This window comes from Microcoleus sp. Pol10D4 (genome assembly GCF_036701555.1).
GTDB lineage: Bacteria > Cyanobacteriota > Cyanobacteriia > Cyanobacteriales > Microcoleaceae > Microcoleus.
The window spans coordinates 25,134-45,764 of record NZ_JAUBRA010000034.1 but is presented as its reverse complement, the minus strand read 5'-3'; the positions used below and the strand labels follow the sequence as shown (position 1 = coordinate 45,764).

Below are 20,631 nucleotides of genomic sequence, written 5' to 3'. Positions count from 1 at the left end.
CAAAAAAAATTGCCTCAAGCCCGGTAAAATCAGTTAGGCCTGTATATAAAGACAAGGATTGCCATACATTCGATCCTGACTTCGAGATCCTTGTGCCCCCTGTTGAGTTGGGAAAAAAAATCGTGAAACCAGTTCCAGACAAGCAAATAACAGCCCATTTGAACACCAAACAGCAAAAAAAGAACCCTACAGGCGCCCGGAGTCGATCGCGCCTTTTGTCCGATCGCTCACTGCTGGTGGGACTGGGTTGTCTTGCCAGTCTGGGACTGCTCAGCAAAGGCTTAGTTTTGGCCCAAGCCGAAACTCCGCCAGCAGAACAAGCCGTCCCCGGCGCAGCAGACCTCCAGCCATTATTTGAAGCTCCTCTACCGCCCCCGGAACCCGCATACAGCCAAGTGGAACCAGAACCATACCCTGAACCGCAGGCAGAAGTTCCACCGTCCGAGCCTTTCGATCCTGAACCCGCCTGGGAGCCGGAGTACGCCAGCGAACCAGCTCCCACGCAATATTATCTGCCGGAGCCAGCGCTGATTCCCCTGCCAGAAGCGACGGCCCAGGAGCCGCCTTTTGAAGCGCCAGTTAACCCAGCCCATGCTGAAATCGACCAAACAGACTACAGTGTTGGCGCTACCACCCAGTACCAAGAGTACGAAGCGCCAACCAGAATAGAGTTTGCAGAACGATCGACCGGCTGCGAAGGAGTTGGTTTGTGCGCGCCTCCTCCTATTTCCGAGCCGGTGACGGCAGATGCCGGAGAACCCAACTACAGACAGGAAACTCCGATCGCAGACGACGGTTATATTGCAGCCCCTCCTCCTCGAAATCGGCCAGAAAGCCTTCCGGGCGATGTTCGGGGAACTGTTGCCGGAAATAGTAGCGGAAATCCTGTCAGTAAACTCGGTCAAGCCGTTCAACAAATAGGCAGCCAGGTTTGGAGGGATTCAAATCCACCGGAATCTGCTTACGCACCCCCGCGCTACTCGGCAGACGCTGGATACTCGGCTAACGCTGGATACTCGGCAGACGCTGGATACTCGGCTAACATCAGCTACTCGGCAGACGCTGGGTATTATGCCGGATCTGCATCTTACGGCGGCGGCGCTCCAGCCCCCAGCATGGGACTCGGGCCGGTTCAAGTCGGTGCGGTTAGTGTCAGCAGTGGCAGCAATAGCGGTTTTGCTTACTACAATCTCACGCCGCGTCCCCCAGGCCTCCCTGGAAATGGCAACAAAAGCTTGCTGTTTCCGCTATCTATTGCTTCGGCAATTACTTCGCCGTTTGGGTGGCGGACTCATCCGGTTATGGGCTACGGCAGGTTTCATACCGGAACTGACTTGGGCGCCCCGATGGGAACGCCCGTACTGGCAGCCTATGCGGGTCAAGTGGCGATCGCCGATTGGTTGGGCGGCTACGGTTTGACGGTAGTTCTCAACCACAGCAAAAAGTCTCAGGAAACTCTCTACGGACACCTTTCGGAACTGTTTGTGAAACCGGGAGAGTTCGTGAAACAGGGAGAGACGATCGGCCGCGTCGGGAGTACGGGAATGTCTACAGGGCCTCACCTTCACTTCGAGGTTCGGCAAATGACTGACCAGGGTTGGGTGGCGATCGACCCGGGCTCTCAGCTAGAATTCGCTCTGGCAAAAATGATCGGCAGTTTGGAAACCGCCAAAGTACCGCAAATGCCGAAAATGGTGGAAATACAAACCGCTAGCTCACTCAAGGATTGGGAAAACGATCTGCCCCAGCTTCCACCTCTGCCGCTGGGAATGGACATCGAAGTTCACAACCTCCAGCCGCCATTCCCGGAATTCTTAAAAGCTGATACTTCTAAACCCAAAGATGCCGAAGCCGTCAAACCCAAAATTCAGAAGCAAGCTAACAGGTAAAAATTGGGGATTGGCTAGATAAATTTTCTTGTGGAGCGGTCGAAAAGCGCACCCCACAAGAAAATTAATGTTTTGTGCAACGATCTCGCGAGATCGTTGCTTTTCATCGTTACCAGGCTCTTTCCGGTAACGATGAAAAACTGATAAAAAATGGTAACTTGCAGCTTATGCTAATAGCGCAGCATTTGTGGGAATTAATTTTATTTCTGATTATTGTAGTCGGGCCGATTCCCTTAAGCTTGTCTCTGGCGGCCGAGAATCAGAAAGAAAACAATAACTATTCATTTCCCCATTTTCTCCTTGTGTTCCTGACAGGGTGGAGTATTGCACAAGTTTGTATCGGCTTGATTTTAGGAAGTGCCGATCGACTAAATATTACTGCGGTGATTATAGCAGAAATTCTCATTTGTGCGATCGGCTTCATCCTGATTTATACCAAAAACCACAAAACTTTTACCTTCTCGCGCTGGCCGATTCCCCAACTCAAGCAACCTTTGGGCCCATCAGAATCCCTAATTATTGTTGCCACCGCTGTTGCAGGAGTTGTGCTGTTGGAAACTCTGGCAACCAAACCCACAACCAATTATGATTCATTGTGGTTTCACCTACCTGCGATCGCCCGATGGTATCAAACCCATTCATTTACCTTATTAGATGCCGCCGGAAATTGGATTTTTGAACAAGAACAAGCACGAGTTTACCCCTACAATTGGCACGTTTTATCTGCTTTGTGTGTGCTTCCCTTCGGAGAAGATTTTTTAGCCACTTCTCCCCTGCTAATTGCGTGGGTAATTGAGGGAATTGCAGTCTATCTATTGAGCGTAAAATTTGGAGCAACGCGACTTCACGGTATGGCAGCAGCATCTTTAGTATTGACAGTACCAATGATGCTGAACCAAATTAACACGATTCACCCAGACTTACCGCTAGCTGCAATATTTACAGTGGGTTTGTATCTAGGTTTATCCTATCATAGCAGCCGATCGCAATCCGAACTTTCCCTATTTCTGGCAGCCACAGGAATGCTAGCCGGAATAAAAATCACTGGGATAGTCTATGCAGCCTCACTTTTAGGAGGATTAGCAATATTAGAACTTAAAAGATTCGCGGTTAATAAAAAATCCACACCAGCAAATTTTAGAATTCGCCACTTTCTCAAACCAGTCTTACTGTGCGGCATAGCTTGTTGCTTGCTTTTAGGAGGTTTTTGGTATGTGAGAAACTTGCTGCAAATCAATTATCCTGTCGGCGAAGTCGGCGATATTAAAATTCCCTTAGAGCCTGTTCGTTTACCGTCTCCAACACCTCCGGTACAGCAGTCGCCCGCTTCGCCACTTCTAAAGATTTGGCAAAGCACTTTAGCAGCTCAATTTAATCCCAGCAATTTTTCCCACTGGCAAACTGTCGGCTTACAAATTATCATTAGATTGCAACTGCCCTTTCTGGCGATCGCGCTTCAGGTATTGGCAGCACCTCTTGCGTTTATTCAGGGTAAAAATAGAATAATTAATCAAAATAATATTATATTAATTATACTTCTCGCCAGCACAGGAATTCTATATTTAATTACACCTTACACATCCGGTACTGTCGGAGAGTCGATCGGTAAACTCAGCCCTATACTCGGCTTTAACCTCCGATACGGATTTCCCTTTTTAAGCGTACTCGCCATCGCCGCAGCAGCTACAGCCACTCTCTTGAAAACTCCAAATCTAGTTGTTCTGATATTGGTTTTGGTTAGTGGTTTGTTGGGTATTACTAGCAACACAATTTTTGATTATATTAAAAATGCTTCTTTCACCGGAGATAGTATTGTTTGGGGGAGTTTGTTGATTGACAATTTGAAGTCTAGCCCCATAGAAGGTATTAATACTATCGGAGCAATATTACGCCCCAGTTGGCAATATATATTACCATATCCAATATTTTATATTGTGTCACTGACTCTGGCTGCGATATGGTTGAAAATAAATCCGGGCTTAGGATGGCTGAATCATCTATTTCCTACCCGAAAAAAAACGATTTACCTAGTAATAATTGGTGTCTGTATAGGATTGATAGTAATTGGTCATTGGAGGGAAAAGCGAGATATTGCACGTACCGAACTGTATCGTGGTATTTACGAATATATTGATAAAAATACAGTACCAGATGAAAGAATAGGCTTCTTTTTAAGTTCGCGCAGCTACCTGTTTTACGGGAGAAATTTGGACAGACAAGTCTTATATGTGCCATTTAGAGCCGATCGACTTTCGGAATGGATTGACAACCTGCGGCAAAATAAAATTAGGACTGTGGGATTCGGGCCCCTGACTGAGACAAACGCAGCTACCAGAAAAGCTTTATCTTGGCTGACAAGTGCCCAGGGCCCCCTGCAACCAGTTTTCGGTAAAGATTTTAATACTGAGTCGGTGCTATATCGCTTGAAAAATTAAAAGTTATTAGTTACCATGAACCAAGCTAAAACTCTATTTTCAATTATTGTTCCGACCTACAATCGCCCCGATAAATTAGCGGCGTGTATTCAGTCTTTTGTGGAAATTGAATATCCGCGCGATAAATTTCAAGTTATCGTCGTCAACGATAGCACCGAAATCTCTGTAGAAAATACAATTTTGCCTTTTCAAAATCAGCTAAATATCACACTTCTGACACAACCAAACTCCGGCCCTGCAACCGCGAGAAATACTGGATCTTTTGCCGCAGAAGGCAAATTTTTAGTGTTTACAGACGATGACTGTACTGTGGGGGTAGATTGGCTGCAAAATCTGGAAAAGCGATTTGTGGAAACACCAGATTGCTTAATCGGAGGTCGAACTGTAAACGCGCTGCCGGATAACATTTATTCTATTGCCAGCCAGCAACTGATCGATTACCTTTACAGTTACTATAATGCTATTGGCGATCGCGCGCAATTTTTCACTTCTAACAATTTTGCCCTTCCCGCTGAGGCTTTCCAAAAAATCGGCGGCTTTGACACGACTTTTTCTCTAGCGGCTGGAGAAGACCGGGAATTTTGCGATCGGTGGTTGCATTCGGGCAATGCCGCAATTTACGCTCCCGAAGTTATAGTTTATCACTCACACGCACTAACTCTTCGCAAATTTTGGAAACAGCAATTCAATTATGGTAGAGGTGCTTTTTTGTTTCAGCAAATGATCTCGAAACGCGGGGCTAATGGGAAACTACAACATCCGTCATTTTATTTGAATTTGCTAACTTATCCATTTTTCCACGCACCGGGCTTTCAAAAGCTATTAATTGCTGCTTTGTTTTTAGTTTCTCAGGTGGGAATTGCTGCGGGGTTGTTTTGGGAGAAAAACAATTTTGTTGAGGAATAGAGTTGGATTATTGAACCGCAGAGAACGCAGAGGACGCAGAGAGAGAAGTAAGAGTTACTAGGGTGCGTCTGCTTTGAGCCGTCAATTATTGATAAAATAATTCGCGGATTACGCACCCTACAACTACAAGTTTATTCTTTAGACCTTTTGCAAAAAAAATATGTTTATCCTTAAAAGTTTGCTCAAGTTTAGGTCAAACTTTGAATTATTGGGTTGATTGGCATCTCCTTAAACTTGCCGGATCTGCTAGATTATAAAATTGGCTAAAGTTTCGATAAGAGCACAAAATTATTGTGCAAGAGGTCTATTGTTGTGTAAGATATTTGGTCAGTTCTGAAACTTCACCAGCGCGTTGCCAGTCACCCTCTCCTCGCCTAACTTTTGTGCGAGCCGTAATTTTCTGAATCTCCCAGAGTTGCAATGCGGTATACGGCCCCTCGGCTTTACCTGATCGGAACACGTACCAGTTAGCAACTTCGGGGGCTGCTTGTCTCACAGGTCGCATCCGAGTTGCTCCAGCATCGGCACTCAGTTGATTGAGTTCTTGTTCTATTGGATTTGGAGCGGGTAAGTTTGTGGCAGCCGACGATCGCCTTTTTTGCTTTGCAGCAGGTGCGGTGGAATTCTGTGATCGCCTTTCTTGCTTTGCCGCCCGTCGCCGACGCGCCCAAAGATCATATTGATAAAGTAGAAGCACTGAAGCAACCCACAGCCAAAAGACAATAAACCAAGCATTTACCAGTGGCTCAAAACCTTGAGACAATACCTCGGTTATCGGTTGATTAAACTTTGCGCCAGTCATGGCAGCACTAATAAGCGCTGTGACCGTATTTAAAACTTGATAAGTTACGGCGTTATCTATTTGGCTTTTTTCAATTCCCTCTGGGGCCGCCGCATAGAAAAGGAAAACCAGGCAAGTTAGAGTAATTATTGCTGCAACCAGAGAAGCAATAAGGGCGTTGATTCCTTCTCTCAAAGAGTCCCAGTTTGGTTTGTTCCATGCCTTAACTGGCTTGGTAGTGGCAAGTTTTCGGTGTAACTCTTGATGACCCAGAAAAGATTGAGGATACCGAGGCGCTGCCCAAAAGGAAATTCCTGTGAGACAGTGATGGTAAACGGTCATCCACGCTGCTGAACCTGCCCAGCTTGCAAGTAACCAAAAAACAATTCCTCCGCCTGATATCGGCATTAACTTCGCTAAAAAATTCGAGGTACTGCCATAGGTTACGGTTAGTGCGATCGTCCTCAAACATGAGATAGGATGAGGAAACCACGCGGGCCATGATGGAATTTTCATGAGCTTGCAATTAGGAGTTCGTTTGTGTAGTAGCTTTCAACCCCCGAGTTTTATCTTAGCAAGGTGCGCCGCGCGCACCCGAAGATTAAATAAATCCGTGTTCTGCTAAGAATTCGGGTGTAATTGTTCCCAAACTGTTGATTGTGGGGGTTTCTTCCCACGGTTCGGGATGGGATTTTGAGCCACTGCGGAGAAATTTGGCGACATATTTGCCCAGAATATCTGCTTCTAAGTTTACTAAACTTCCTGGTTGCAAATAGCTGAGGTTTGTCTCACCAAAACTGTGGGGAATGACAGCAACTTCAAACCAATTAACGTCAGCATCGCAATCTGCCACGGTTAAGCTGATGCCGTTGACGGCGATGCTGCCTTTGGAGACGATGTAAGGTGCGATTTGACGTTGCCATCCCGAATTTGCTGTTGGTGGGGCAGTAAAGCGCATCTCCCAAGCGTTGGCGGTTTGGGTTGATGTTGCTAAAGTGCCGATCGCATCTACGTGCCCAGTCACAAAATGTCCCCCCAATTTGCTACCGGCGCGCAGGGAGGTTTCTAGGTTCACCAAAGCATCGGGGAATGATCCCAGAGTAGTGCGGCGCAGGGTTTCTGGGGAAGCGACGGCGACAAAACCTTGCGGCAGAACTTCTACTACCGTCAAACAGACTCCATCCACGGCTACGCTGTCCCCAATGGCTAAATCTTGTAAAATCTGGTAGGAGTTGTTTGATGTGCAGGAAATTTGGAAATAATCGTTGCCTAGCGACTTCAGCTTTCCGAGAGATTGAATTAGTCCTGTAAACATAAGTATTTTTCCGTAGTCGATCGCTTATTTACATGAAACCACAGGCACAAACCAGACGCAGCAGCTTTTGCCGTCCCCTCTCCCCCGGAGTCAATCGAAAATCTAAAATCTAAAATCTAAAATCGAGAGTCCCAGATCAGTTGCAGATTCCGGCGAAGATCAAGTCATACTGGATTTAGGTGATCTTTATGTCCAAGTTCTCTACTGCCTTACAGTTTCTTAATTCTATGAGGCCGATCGAATGATTGAAATGAAAGTCGCTGGAATTGCCTTAGATGCAGCCACGCGCAGTCCTATTGTCCTATTGAGAGACGCTACTGAGCGACGGGCTTTGCCTATTTATATCGGTCAGGAGCAAGCAAAGGCTATCATTAGCGCGATCGAAGGCCACAAGCCTCCTCGGCCCTTAACTCACGATCTGATGGTCAATTTTTTAGAGTCATGGAGTCTTACCTTGGAGCGCATAGTTATTCACTCGCTGCAAGATAACACGTTCTATGCCGTCCTGATCGTCCGTCAGGGAGAAGTTAAAAAAGAGATCGATGCCCGACCTAGCGACGCGATAGCCCTAGCCCTGCGAACGAACTGCCCCATCTGGGTGATGGAAGAAGTCGTCGCCGATGCTTCGATACCGGTCGATCGAGATGCTGATGAGGCCGAACGCCGGGCCTTCCGGGAATTTATCTCAAACCTCCGTCCAGAGGATTTGATTAAGAGAAGCGGCTTCAGTCCGGGCGAAACTTCCTAACATTTATGCGCTATCGACGGTTTGGCAAAACGGAGTTGCACCTGTCCGTATTTTCCTTGGGAACCATGCGCTATTTGGCTTCTGAGGAAACTGCCTGTCAGACTGTACAACAGGCCCTGTCTCAGGGAATCAATCACCTGGAAACGGCGGCGGGTTATGGTTGCAGCGAGGAATATCTCGGTGCGGCCCTGTCGGCTGGTTTGTCTGTCGATCGATCGCGCCTCCACGTCACTACAAAAATTTCCCCAACCGAGGATGCAGCAGCCATGGAACGCTGCATCGACGCATCCCTCAAACGCCTGAATTTAGACTATATCGATTGTCTGGCAATTCACGGTTTGAATACTTGGGAACATTTGGCTTGGGTGCGATCGTCCACAGGCTGCATGGAATCTGTACGCAAAGCCTTGGCTGATGGCCGAATTCGGCACGTCGGCTTTTCGACTCACGGGCCTCTGGATCTGATTTTGGCTGCAATCAATACAGATTTGTTTGAATTTGTCAATCTGCATTATTACTATTTTTTTCAGCGCAACGCCCCGGCAATTGAACTCGCCAAGCACAAAGATATGGGCGTTTTCATCATTTCCCCAGCCGATAAAGGAGGGCAACTCTACACGCCCCCGGAAACTCTCGCACAATTGTGCTCGCCTTTCTCCCCCTTAGAGTTAAACTATCGGTTTTTACTTAGCGATACTAGGATTGGGACTTTGAGTGTGGGCCCTGCAAATGCGACAGAATTAGAGCAACCCCTGAAATATTGCGATCGCGACTTTCCTCTCACCAACGCCGAAATCGCTGCGTTCGATCGGCTAGAATCGGTTATTGCAGCCACTTTGAAAACCGACAAATGCAGCCAGTGCTATGCCTGTTTGCCTTGCCCGGAAAACATCAACATTCCCGAAGTATTGCGACTCCGCAATCTCGCCGTCGGGTGCGACATGACTGACTTTGGCAAATACCGCTACGCCATGTTTGAAAATGCCGGACACTGGTTTCCCGGCAGCAAAGGCAACCGCTGCACCGATTGCGGCGAATGTTTGCCCCGGTGTCCCGAAGAGTTAGACATCCCAACCTTGGTCAAAGATACTCACCAGCGACTGGGCGGTAAAGCAGGCAGGCGGTTGTGGGATTGAAAAAAAGGTGAAGCAGGGAAAAGGTCGATCGGGCCTATCTAAGTGTTGCAATAATTACGCTAAACTTTGGTTTAAACTGACATCTTGCACCATTCTCCAGAACAGGCAAGATCCCTGTTCCACAAAGAATTAATTTCTTGTGGGGAGTAGGGGTTGGGCAGGAGAGCCCGCCCATAAAAACCTTATTGAAAATGGTGCAACATATCTGTTTAACTAAATTTACGATACAGTCGATCGATCAACTACTTCGTTTTACGACTGTATGGAGGAGCATCCCGATTTTGCAAAAAGCGTTTTTGAGGAGCGAGTATCTTGCACAGCAAAGCCTACATCTAACCGCGAACACTCCTGTGAAAGCACTCATTGGGATGCTCCGAACAAACTTTAAATAGGAGCCGATTATTATATGTAAAAACAACTAAATAACACCATCTGATTCAACAGCTAGAAACCGATTTATTTGAGAATACCCCAGTCATTTTCTTGCTGGGTTGGCGGCGAGAGGCAACAATTTTATGATTAGTGATTAACCGAACTCGATATAAAATCTAAAATCGTTCAACTGAGCACTCACGCCGAAGTCTAAAATCTAAAATCTAAAATCTAAAATCTAAAATTGATCGCCTGTCATCTACAACCGATCCCGCATCAACTACTATGGCTCATACTCAGTTAAACGACAGCCAGCCAAATTGTCTGCAGCAAACGAAAGTTGCGACTTCCGAAAGAAGATTGCAAGCAGCTTTCAAGCCGTGTACCTACAACTTATCTGTTACCAGAAAACAGCTAATCGGACTGCTGACAATACAAACAATCTTGCCCGTCGGACTAACGGCTGCAGCACTGTGGCTAACATCGGCAGTTGGAAGCAATCAACTGCAAAATCAAGCTAAATCCGAATTGAGCCTTAGTGAAATTAACTACAATCTCCAACTAGATCGCGCCGCCGACCGTTTGCAAAACTCCTCTGACAGCAAAACGATCGCCCAAACAGCCTTAGCTTACAACAGCCGTAGAAGATTATCAGATTTGCAAAAATCTGTCAAGCAAATTCTAGAAAATCAAGTCAAAACAGGAGCAATACACAGTGCAGCTTTAGTGGGGAAAGATGGGAAGATAATTGTTAGCGTTAATCTCAACAAAGATAGACAAAGTTTTAATCCTCGCAACCTAGACTATCAAGTATTAGCAAAAGAAGAGCCTATTACGGTCAGCAAAATTCTGGCTCAATCAGAAAATCAGAAACAATTGCCAAATTTGCAACCGGGAGTGAGCGAAGGTGTCCTTGTTAATTACTCAGAAATTCCCGTAAGAAATGCCAAAAATAAGACTGTTATTGCTGCTTTATTTCTAGGAAGGAATTTAAGCAAAATACCGATGGTTGCCAGTAGCGAAATAGTCAATTCAGCCGTCGGCTTTTACGCTATTTATGCACCGCTTAATGAGGGCAAATATGTCTTGGTAAGTGGACAAAGTGTTAGGAAAAATCAACAGTTGCCCGACTTACTGTGGATGGACAGATCGCTACTGATGTCTGCACGCGCCGCCGATGGCAAACCAGTTGCTCAGCAAATAAAAATAGGGAATCAGGCTTATACAGTAGCAGCAAAATCTCTGAATAATTTAGCCGGAAAACCCGCTGTAATTTTAGTGCGGGGCATCCCCGAAATATCGATCGCAACTTTGTGGGGCAACAATTGGCTGCTGCTGGCACTGTCTGTCGCCGCCCCTCTCGCCTTGGTAGTTACAGTCACGCGCCGGATTGCAAAACCCGCTACCTCGGATTTATCAATAGCAGACGGTAATTGGACATCTAACTCCACCGCCGAACCGCAGCAGCGCTCCCGCAAATTCGATCGCCTTTCTGAACATTTAAATTTCGGCGAATTCCCCGATTTATTCCCAAAAAAATCTAGTTTAGACGGTCAATTAGCGCTGGATTTTCGATATAAAAAAATTGCGGGCGATCCTCTTCGATCCCTTCGCCAACGCCCGATCACAAATCCCCACATCCCGCTCGCTTTCCAACCCCTAGAATTGCCCGAAAACTCCGTCTCAAACGAGTCACGGCAGGTAAATACAGAACTAGAAAAAAGTGCGATCGCCTTAAATCTAGTCCAGGAAGCTTGGCAAGACTTAAATCGCCTCAGCTTGGAATTACAGCCAGAAATACTCGATCGCCAAAACACTCAAAAAGCCCTGCGAAAGAGCGAAGCACTACTGCAAGCGATTTTAGACAACTCAACAGCAGTAATTTACATCAAAGACCTTGACGGAAAATACCTGCTCACCAACCGCCATTTTGACAATTTGTTCGACATCGCCAAAGAGCAAATAACAGGGAAAACCGACGGCGATATTTTTCCCCAAGACAAAGCAGCAGCCCTGCGAGAAAATGACCTGAAAGTTCTCGAATCCTCCTCGCCCATAACCCTCGAAGAAATCATCCCTCAAGACGACGGCCCGCACACTTATATTTCTCTGAAATTTCCCCTCTGCAACTCCGAAGGTAAAGCTTATGCAGTCGGTACAATTTCTACAGATGTGAGCGATCGCAAACTTGCCGAACTCACCCTAGAAAAAGCCAAAGCAGAACTAGAAATAGAAGTCGAACAGCGCACCCTATTCCTCAAACAAGCCAACGAACTCTTGCGGTTTGAACTCGCCGCCAGAGTCCGGGGCGCCATCACTGTCAGACAAATGACGGCTCAGGTAGCCCGACACGCCAGAACAGTTGACGGCATTCTCGGCGCTTCTCTTGACCTAATTTTTCTAGTAGATCGATCGGGAAAATACACCTATGTCAGTCGCACCGCCGCTCAAGCTGCCGGCATGAACCCCAGAGAAATGATTGGCAAAACCTGGCAGGAATTAGGCTGGTCGCCAACAATTATGCAGCGGGTTCACCAAGAATGCGACAGCATATTTGCGACAGCCGAGCCCGTGAAAGGCGAAGTAATTGTCCCCACGGCAAGCTGGGGAACCCGCGACTACGAGTATATTCTCAGTCCGGTTTGTGCCACAGACGGCAGCGTCGAAGCGGTGGTGGCGACACTGCGGGATATCACCGAACGCAAAGATGCTGAGGAAGCATGGCAGTTGGCGAAAGAAGCCGCAGAACTCGCCAACCGCGCCAAGAGTGCTTTTCTGGCAAACATGAGCCACGAGTTACGCACTCCCCTCAACGCGATTATCGGCTACAGCGATATGCTAGCGGAAGATGCCGAAGAGTTAGGCAACTTAGAGGTAGTCTCGGATTTAGACAAAATTCGCACTGCTGGCAAACACTTGCTGCGCCTAATTGACGACATTCTCGACATTTCCAAAATTGAAGCTGACAAGATGGAGATTTACCTCGAAAGCTTCGATGTGGGAGGCTTAATCGAGGAGGTGATAACAACTATCAAACCGCTAATGGATAAAAACGGCAATACTTTGGAAGTATTGAGTTCTGACAATATCGGTGCGATGCACGGCGATTTGATGAAAGTGCGGCAGGTAATGCTGAATTTGCTCAGCAATGCTGCTAAATTTTCTGCTAATGGGACGATCGTGCTTACTGTCGCAAGAATCACCAGTGAAGAATTAAAAAATAAATATCAACCGAAAGTTGCTCAAATGTTAATTTTGGATGCAGATTTTTTAATTTTCCGAGTGACGGACACGGGCATCGGCATGACACAAGAACAGCAAGAGCGACTGTTCCAACCTTTTACTCAAGCCGACAATTCAACTACTCGCAAGTACGGAGGTACTGGTTTGGGACTGACTATCAGCCAGCGTTTTTGTCAGATGATGGGCGGCGATGTTGAAGTTATTAGCGAGTTAGATTGCGGTTCTACTTTTACTGTTTGTCTGCCTGCTTCATTGTTTAGGCGATCGGAATTTTAATAATTTTGCAGAAATAAGAGAAGAGTCGGCGGTTGAAACCGCTACTATACAAACAATGTCCGCCTCCGCGAACTGAAGAATAATAAAATTAACTGGTTCCCAGGCTCCAGCCTGGGAACATAAATCTAGAGGCTCTGCCTTGGTTGGAAACATGGAGGCAGAGCCTCCGGATCTGCATTACTAGGCTGGAGCCTAGTAACGAGTAATTTAAAATTAATCTGCGTTTATCCGTGTTTATCTGCCTTACATCTGCGGTTTCTGTATCAATGAATGATTTATACAATCTTGTCTAATAATATAGCAAGTCTATTTGAGTCGTGAATGTAGAACCACCTGAAACGTTTGTGATGATTGAATCCATTGTTTACAAATCAAATGGTTTTGCTATATGATGAATATGATGAATTACCCCAAAATGCGCCACAAAAATCAAGTTTCCCGCCGCAAACACGGCATTTTGACAAAAAGTTTATTTTTGTTCCTGATTGTGGCTTCTGCGTGCCTCGGAGCCTTGCTGGGTGAGAAATCTGCGGCCTTTTCCCAGCAACCAGCCTGCCCGACTGGCAACGCTGCTAATTTACCGTCGCCCCCGCTTTCGCAAACCGAAAAAAGCGTGCCGAGTCTGTGGTTAGCTCAAGAACTCTTTGGCGGCAAATTGCTCGATCGCTGGTTTGTCGATCCCGGCAATACTTGGGTAATTCTCATAGTCAACCGCCAACTTTGGAGTTTGCTCGATTATATAGAACGCTATCAGTTTGTCAACCACTTTGGCACTGTCGCCAGGGACTACGGTTACAATGTGCGAGTTTGCAACCGTCAAGGCACAGCTTTGGCAGTTTATTCGTGCAAGGACGATGGGCTTAGCTGTCGCATTGATTTAGAATCTCTCTCAAATCCGCGTATTCGAGGAGGGCGGAAGGAATTTTAGTAGGGTGGGTCAGAGGCGAGTTATTTTCTGGATCATCGATAAATCAAGAACTGACGCACCGTGCATTTGAGCTGACAAATGCAGTTTATAATACGTAGTAAAAAATGAAAACAAACCTTGATCTTCCTGCTGAATTAGAACCGTTTCGCCAAGAAATTGAAAGTTCAGAAAAGCCTGTTATCAAAATCACTTACGAACGAAAGGCGACTGATTTCTGGTCAAGCAAATTTGGCGGAGTGCCTTACTTGCCGAAAAATTACGATTTTCCCAAAGATAGTGATGGAAAATATATGCACCTTTTGGCACAACTCAATTTTGAGGAAATCTTTGCCCAAGTGCCATATTTAGCGCCTTTCCCCAAAAAAGGAATTTTGCAGTTTTATATCGGTGACACAGATTTGTATGGCATGGATTTCGACAATTTGGAGAACCAAAAAGATTTTAAAATATTCTATTTTCCCGAAACTGACACAAATAATTGTCAAACAGATTTTGCTTTTTTGTTGGATCAAGAAGTTAAGGGATTTTCACCTTTAAACTATAAATACGTGAATAATCCGCAAGAATGTTTAGCTTTACAGTTTAGTCCTGACTATGAGTGGGTTTGCCGAGAAGACTATCAAATTACTAACATTTTGGGAGCACAAAAAATTAAACAATTCTTTGATATAATGGAGGCAGATGATGACAAATTAAATGATTGGTATTATGATAATTTATACGACATTCACCATAAAATAGGGGTATACGGCTACTTTACGCAAACAGACCCTCGTGAGTATAGCCCGCAATATCAAGACCATAAAATTGTAGTCTTACACATGATTAGTGATGATGAAATTTGTTGGGGTGATGATGGAGTAGGCAACTTTTTGATTCGTGCTAAGGACTTAGAAAAATTAGATTTTTCTCAGGTGATTTATAATTACGATTGTTATTGAAATTAAAATACTAACACTTTCCGCTCCTGCTGTTGTGTTTGTTATTTCACTGCCGTTTGTTGCTTTGCTACACACACAAGGCTGGTGACTGACGAACCCTACGGTTTAAGGTGCGTCAGTTTTGATGATTTTCTCGGCGCTTGTGGGTTGGTGACTGACGCACCCTACATTTTAACTTTTCACTACTTGCCGAATTTCTTGCCAGAGCGATCGATATTGGGCAATACCAGCATCCCCAAAAGGCAGCAGAAAGTCGCTAGCAGCAAGAATCTTAGCATTCGGCAACAACACAGGATTAGTGCGAATAGCTTCCGGCAAATTATCGGGTTTCATGCCGACAATTATCGGCGAACTAGCCTTAGCCAGCAAAGATAATTGAGGAGCAACCCGAGGCTGCAAGCAAAAATCAATCCATTTTTCCACTAAAGAAACTGGATTCCGCGACGATGCTGGTTGTACCCACAAATCTGTCCAAAGTGCAGTTCCCGAAACCGGAACTACTAAAGCAATATCCTTTTGAGTTTGCAGCAGCGGCAGCAAGTCTCCAGAGGAACCTACGGCTAACCAAGTATCGCCTAAAATTAATGGTTGCAGGTAAGCGTCAGAACTATAAACTTTAACTTGCTGGTGCAGATTTGCGAGTTCTTTTTTGAGATTTGGGACTTGATCTAATTGCTGCGTATTGTAAGATTTGCCGAGTTTTTTTAATGTTAAACCGATAACTTCTCTGGGACTGTCCGGCAGAGAAATTCGATCGCGCAATTCGACTCGCCACAAGTCTTTCCAATCTGTCGGAGTCCACCCCAAAGCCTTAAATTTGTCGGTTCGATAGGCAATTACCGTACTTCCCCAGCGGTAAGGTGCAGCCCACACTTTACCTTGAGGATCTAATTTACCCTCATCGTTGCGCCTGACGAGTTTTTGCCATCTTTCGGGCAATTGTGACCAATTCTCAAACTTAGCAGGATCGATCGGCTGAATCAATTTTTGCCTAATTGCCAAACTCAGCCAGTAATCTCCCAACATCACCAAGTTAGCTTGATTTTTTGATTCGGGAACCCGTTTCCACTCCTGCAACAGGGCGAATAATTCTTTTAATTGTGGTTCTTGCGTTACCTGTAAAAGCGGAGACGGTTGTACATCGCGCCTAAATTTGCTTACCAGTTGGGCCGGAATACCGTTTTTGAGCGATCGAATTTTGAGAATGGGCTTCGAGTCGCACCCTGCCGCCAATTGACTTAAAGTTAGGGTGGCGGCCCCCAATAGCAAAGACCTTCGTTTCACCTGTCAATCCGCTTTTCTAAATATTGACCAATCGTTTTGTGTTCTACAGCCCCGGAAATAATTGTTTGTCGAGTCCGGTAGTTGGCGCCGATTTGTTTTATTTCTTTTTCAAACACAGAGCCATTGTACTCGGTTCTGCTGCTAAGAGAGTCTGTTTGAGTCTTGCCCTGATTTTACCTTCTACCTTGTCGATCGAGCTTTCCGATGCCGAAAACTCCCTCAACTTAACGCCTAATTTCTGTGCTGCAAGTTCCTTTGAGCCAGTTTCGCTCGCCAGCCGGGGCGATCGACTGCATCTGTGTTACATTTTTTAACTATTCGAGGGGGTCTGGGGGAGCAATAAGTCCCACACCATAATCTTTGATTTGGTGTGGGACTTATTGCTCCCCCACACCGATTTTATCCGGTCAATCAGGCGTGAAATCGGTAGCAGGTATAGATTTATAGACCCGTAGTTCTGTGTTAGAGTTGACTGTATGACTCTGATAATGAACTACTGCTACCGAATTTATCCCGACGCCAACCAAGCAGAAACGATGCTTCATTGGTTGGAAATTTCTCGCAAGGTTTATAACTACGCTTTGCGAGAAATCAAAGATTGGGTCAATTCGCGTAAATGTAGTTTAAACTATTGTTCGCTGGAGAGAGAATACATCATTCCAGCCGACAAGCCATTCCCTACCTATTACCCTCAACAGAACGAACTTCCTAAAGCGAAAAAAACGTTTCCGTTGTTGGGCGAAGCCCCTTCTCAAGTTCTGCAAACTACTATTCGTAGATTGCATGACGCTTGGAATTATTTTCAGTCGCGGGGGTTTGGCTTTCCTCGCTTCAAGAAGTTTGGACAAATCAAGTCCATGCTGTTTCCTCAATTCAAAACCAATCCCATTACGGGATGGCAGATAAGCTTGCCCAAACTTGGGAAGATACCTATCAACTTGCATCGACCTATCCCAGAGGGGTTTGTGGTTAAGCAAGCACGGGTATTGAGGAAAGCTGATAGGTGGGAAGTTGTAGTGACAATTGAGTCTGATATGTCGATACCTGACGCTCAACCGCAGGTCGATGCGCTGGGTATCGATTTGGGACTGTCCAAGTTTTTGACAACCTCGGATAAAGAGTTTATTGCTAGACCCCGATTCCTGACATCCTTGTACCGCAAGCTGGAATTGCTGCAACGTAAGTATGCCCGAACGAAAAAGGGTTCTAAGAACCGTGAGAAAGCTCGAATCAAGGTTGCCAGATTCCACCACCACATTGCTAGAGTTCGGAAGGATTGGCAATTTAAACTGGCTAACCATCTGTGTACCAAGGAAGGTATTGGGATGGTCTTTGTTGAGGACTTGAACTTGAAAGCGATGTCCAGGGGGATGTTGAGAAAACATACCTTGGATGCTGCTTTTGGTCAATTTCTCAATCTGTTGGAGTGGGTCGCCAAGAAGCATCAAATCTATTTTTGTCGCGTCAATCCAGATGGAACGTCTCAAACTTGCCCTAAGTGCAACACACATACGGGTAAAAAAGAGCTTTCCGAACGAGTTCATAAATGTGGTGAGTGCGGATATCAAACCGATAGAGATCACGCAGCATCCGAAGTTATTAGGTTGCGTGGTTTAGAACTCATTAGTACGCAAGGACTTTGCGGAATAGAAAATGCCTATGCAGTCGGTCTGCCGGGGATTGACGAAAGTCAGTCGGCGTCAGAGGCGAAATCCCGCAAGGGAAGAACTAGGAAATCTTCCAACAGTGATGTTGGGAAGCCCATACCATAATCTTTGATTTGGTGTGGGAGGATGTCACTATAACGAAACAACGAGAGCGCTGCCATTTGCCGTTGGATGACGCTTTTTACACAACCGAAGTAAAAAATCCTTTTTAAATCGGTGACAGCTTAATAACTAAAAAAACTAAAAATCCACTCATCTGAATCCTGAAAGCACTGGCGAGAGCGAAGTCAATCTAATAGGACGCTCTGCGATCCGAGTCTCAGAAACCCGAGGTTTTAACTCTGATTGAAGGTTTGAACGAAGTATGGGGGTTAACCCACCCGGTTCCTGTGTCCAAGACTATGTAAAACCTAAAATCTAAAATCTACAATCGACTCACCAATGGCGAGCGATTATCTTCAAGCTGGCTCCCTAAATCTACCGTCAGGATTGGGAACACAACAATTACGTCAAAAATTAAATAATTTAGTGATAAATCCAACTTATGTAAAGATTTACCTAAAATGTAAAGATATAAGTTACGAGCCAAAGGATGATTGTATGGAAGCGCTCCGCCAGCAAGTTACAGTATTGAGCCAACAAGTCGAGGCCCTCTACAAACTCATAGAAAACCTCAATGAAAAGCTCTTGGAGTCTGCCAAAGAGACGAAGCTGACCCAGCAACAGAGAAATGATCGCTCTGGAACGGTAGGAAATGACCAAACATCGCCCTATCAAAGCTACAGCAGTCTCGACGGCCTCCTCGAACACAAAGACATACTGTTAGATGACAGCTACTTCGACAAGAATTCTCAAAGCCTGGAAAAAGAGCTGAGCGCCGAGATTCAAATCCAGCGCTTAACAGCTCAGCTAACAGCAGCTTACAATCGAATTGCCGCCTTGGAAGAACAGTTGCTCTCCAAAAGAATGCACTCGCAACATCTAGGCGGGCCTAATTAAATATTGCTAGCGGGGATCGGTAGTAATTAAAAAAAAATACAAGTTGCGTTGATTTATGCTCGTCTACTTATAGATTTATTGCATAGAGTTTTTTAGCTCCCGCAATTAGCAAGGGGAATACTGCATCAAAGCCAGATATTGTGTAGAAAATTCTGTCAATCTCAAATCAGAAATGCTCGAAAAAGTGATATAATTATTCAGCAAAAAGGAAGCTGGGTGAGCAGCACAACCATGTTCGCAGTTCGATCGCCGCATCTGAATTTTTAATGTTTAATTCCTAACATTCCTAGACGCACAGAAAACTAAAAACCCGGTTTGCGAGTGTATTCGTCGCTGCAAAACCCCAATATTTTCAGTAAAAACCTGGTTTTTTGCCTCCAGGACTCTCTAATGTTGAATTTCACACCGCGAGGCTAAAGCTTCAACAGCTTGAAGGAGTTGAGTTGGAGTCCAATTTGCAGTCAGACCACTGGCGATCGCACACGCTCCCGCACCGACACCTTCCTTAACATAGCCGCGATCGTAAGCTTGCAGTTGCCCGTAGCGAGATCCAGCAAAACTTAGCTGCGCGGCCAACAGAGGCACATCGCCGATATCATTAGCAAGTCCTACAGTGTCTCCTGTAGGGTCTTCGGCTACCCAGCGCGTAGTCCCCACCGCAACTTGTTTGGGACTCCATAGCAGAGCATATTCATGGGCTAAGGCTTGCATCAAAGCGTATACTGCCAGCATTTGCGTTCCCCCGGCTAGAAGCACCCCGCAAGTCCGACTCGCGGCGATCGCCATTGCAGCCACCGCTATTTGCATCGGATCGCCCACCGCCGCTACCAATTCTAGGGGAGTGCTGTTTTGTCCGCCAATTTTCCACTCAGCATTATTGAGTCCCGCTGTCACCGCAGCCAATTTTTGAGCGTGATTGCAGCGAGGATGAGAACTATTAACTTTGCCCGCGGCTGCAATACCCAAACCCATTAACACGCCCAAAGCAGTAGTCGTTCCCCCAACTACGCACTCCCCTAAAATTAAATAGCTGCCATTAGCTTCAGCAGCCAATTTAGCTCCCCAAATTAATCCTTGTTCGAGCAAATGTTTGACTGTTTCGAGTTCTAAAGCATTCCCAGAAATCAGACACTTTGCTGGAGTGCCACCCAAATCAATTGCAGGTACCGGAGGTGGGAGGGGCAAACCAGCATTAAATAGATAAAGCGGAAGTTCCAAAGCTTCGACTACAGCGTGAGATATGAGTACCGGTGATGCACCCGCTTCTAGGGGTGGCAAAGGATATTGGGGCGAAGGTTGAGGGCCGTTATACAAAAATTCTGCATCGGCTAAACAAGTAAATTGTCGATCGTGCGGGGTTGCTCCTGCTGCTGAAATCCCCGGAATTAAGCCTGTAGCGGTAAATCCTAACACGCAGGCAAATATCGGTTTTCGTCCCCGATAGCGATCGAGCCACCGCTGCCCCTGTTCGATTTCTGTATAAATACCAATCATAAATTAGTCATTAGTCATTAGTCAGTAGTCATTAGTCAGTAGTCATTAGTCATTAGTCGTTAGTCATTAGTCATTAGTCATTAGTCAGTAGTCATGAGTCAGTAGTCATTAGTCATTAGTCATTAGTCATTAGTCGTTAGTCATTAGTTATTACACCTCTCCAATAATTATTGTGGAACAGGCATCCTGCCTGTTCAAGACTTGCTTTTCAGGAGAG

General features: G+C 45.8%; 16 protein-coding genes. 11 read left to right on the top strand and 5 right to left on the bottom strand.

Annotated features, from left to right (window positions below):
- Window positions 1–122: 122 nt before the first annotated feature.
- The 3 genes from QUA36_RS17640 (at window position 123) to QUA36_RS17630 (ending at window position 5,230) form a co-directional block, all read left to right on the top strand.
- Complete coding sequence (locus tag QUA36_RS17640; protein WP_333458561.1) at window positions 123–1,889, top strand: peptidoglycan DD-metalloendopeptidase family protein; 1,767 nt, start codon at window positions 123–125, stop codon at window positions 1,887–1,889.
- Window positions 1,890–1,963: 74 nt separating this feature from the next.
- Complete coding sequence (locus tag QUA36_RS17635) at window positions 1,964–4,324, top strand: hypothetical protein (protein ID WP_333458560.1); 2,361 nt, start codon at window positions 1,964–1,966, stop codon at window positions 4,322–4,324.
- 15 nt (window positions 4,325–4,339) lie between these two features.
- On the top strand, window positions 4,340–5,230 hold the full coding sequence (locus QUA36_RS17630; RefSeq protein WP_333458559.1) for a glycosyltransferase: 891 nt from the start codon (window positions 4,340–4,342) through the stop codon (window positions 5,228–5,230).
- A 304-nt stretch (window positions 5,231–5,534) separates the two neighbouring features.
- Here the strand turns inward: QUA36_RS17630 and QUA36_RS17625 are convergent, their stop codons facing one another.
- Together QUA36_RS17625 and ribE are read right to left on the bottom strand one after the other, a co-directional pair.
- On the bottom strand, window positions 5,535–6,527 hold the full coding sequence (locus tag QUA36_RS17625; RefSeq protein ID WP_333458558.1) for a GYF domain-containing protein: 993 nt from the start codon (window positions 6,525–6,527) through the stop codon (window positions 5,535–5,537).
- 85 nt (window positions 6,528–6,612) lie between these two features.
- On the bottom strand, window positions 6,613–7,326 hold the full coding sequence (gene ribE / locus QUA36_RS17620; RefSeq protein ID WP_333458557.1) for a riboflavin synthase: 714 nt from the start codon (window positions 7,324–7,326) through the stop codon (window positions 6,613–6,615).
- Between the two features lie 241 nt (window positions 7,327–7,567).
- Here ribE and QUA36_RS17615 point away from each other — a divergent pair, with 241 nt between their 5' ends.
- From QUA36_RS17615 to QUA36_RS17595, 5 genes are all read left to right on the top strand, one after another.
- On the top strand, window positions 7,568–8,074 hold the full coding sequence (locus QUA36_RS17615; RefSeq protein ID WP_333161029.1) for a bifunctional nuclease family protein: 507 nt from the start codon (window positions 7,568–7,570) through the stop codon (window positions 8,072–8,074).
- 5 nt (window positions 8,075–8,079) lie between these two features.
- A complete protein-coding gene (locus QUA36_RS17610) occupies window positions 8,080–9,210 on the top strand; it encodes an aldo/keto reductase (protein ID WP_333456542.1) in 1,131 nt (376 codons plus the stop codon).
- Window positions 9,211–9,867: 657 nt separating this feature from the next.
- A complete protein-coding gene (locus QUA36_RS17605) occupies window positions 9,868–13,101 on the top strand; it encodes a PAS domain-containing protein (RefSeq protein ID WP_333458556.1) in 3,234 nt (1,077 codons plus the stop codon).
- A 397-nt stretch (window positions 13,102–13,498) separates the two neighbouring features.
- On the top strand, window positions 13,499–14,029 hold the full coding sequence (locus QUA36_RS17600) for a hypothetical protein (RefSeq protein ID WP_333458555.1): 531 nt from the start codon (window positions 13,499–13,501) through the stop codon (window positions 14,027–14,029).
- A 104-nt stretch (window positions 14,030–14,133) separates the two neighbouring features.
- Window positions 14,134–14,970, top strand: a complete 837-nt coding sequence (locus tag QUA36_RS17595) for a DUF1963 domain-containing protein (RefSeq protein WP_333458554.1) — start codon at window positions 14,134–14,136, stop codon at window positions 14,968–14,970.
- Window positions 14,971–15,141: 171 nt separating this feature from the next.
- Here QUA36_RS17595 and QUA36_RS17590 read toward each other — a convergent pair whose 3' ends face one another.
- Both QUA36_RS17590 and QUA36_RS17585 read right to left on the bottom strand, forming a co-directional pair.
- Window positions 15,142–16,254: an extracellular solute-binding protein gene (locus tag QUA36_RS17590; protein WP_333458553.1), complete on the bottom strand. Its 1,113-nt coding sequence runs from the start codon at window positions 16,252–16,254 to the stop codon at window positions 15,142–15,144.
- A complete protein-coding gene (locus QUA36_RS17585; protein WP_333161040.1) occupies window positions 16,251–16,370 on the bottom strand; it encodes a hypothetical protein in 120 nt (39 codons plus the stop codon). The genes QUA36_RS17590 and QUA36_RS17585 overlap by 4 nt, the downstream gene beginning before the upstream one ends.
- Before the next feature lie 39 nt (window positions 16,371–16,409).
- Between QUA36_RS17585 and QUA36_RS17580 the strand changes: the two genes are divergently transcribed.
- From QUA36_RS17580 to QUA36_RS17570, 3 genes are all read left to right on the top strand, one after another.
- On the top strand, window positions 16,410–16,568 hold the full coding sequence (locus QUA36_RS17580; RefSeq protein ID WP_333161042.1) for a hypothetical protein: 159 nt from the start codon (window positions 16,410–16,412) through the stop codon (window positions 16,566–16,568).
- A gap of 162 nt (window positions 16,569–16,730) precedes the next feature.
- Entirely contained in the window at window positions 16,731–18,026 is a 1,296-nt protein-coding gene (locus QUA36_RS17575; RefSeq protein ID WP_333161044.1) for a transposase, read from the top strand.
- Between the two features lie 336 nt (window positions 18,027–18,362).
- Window positions 18,363–18,920: a hypothetical protein gene (locus QUA36_RS17570; protein WP_333455276.1), complete on the top strand. Its 558-nt coding sequence runs from the start codon at window positions 18,363–18,365 to the stop codon at window positions 18,918–18,920.
- A gap of 387 nt (window positions 18,921–19,307) precedes the next feature.
- Here the strand turns inward: QUA36_RS17570 and cobT are convergent, their stop codons facing one another.
- Window positions 19,308–20,414 carry a nicotinate mononucleotide-dependent phosphoribosyltransferase CobT gene (gene cobT / locus QUA36_RS17565; protein ID WP_333458552.1) on the bottom strand — a complete coding sequence of 369 codons (1,107 nt, stop codon included), beginning with the start codon at window positions 20,412–20,414 and terminating at the stop codon, window positions 19,308–19,310.
- Between the last annotated feature and the right edge of the window lie 217 nt (window positions 20,415–20,631).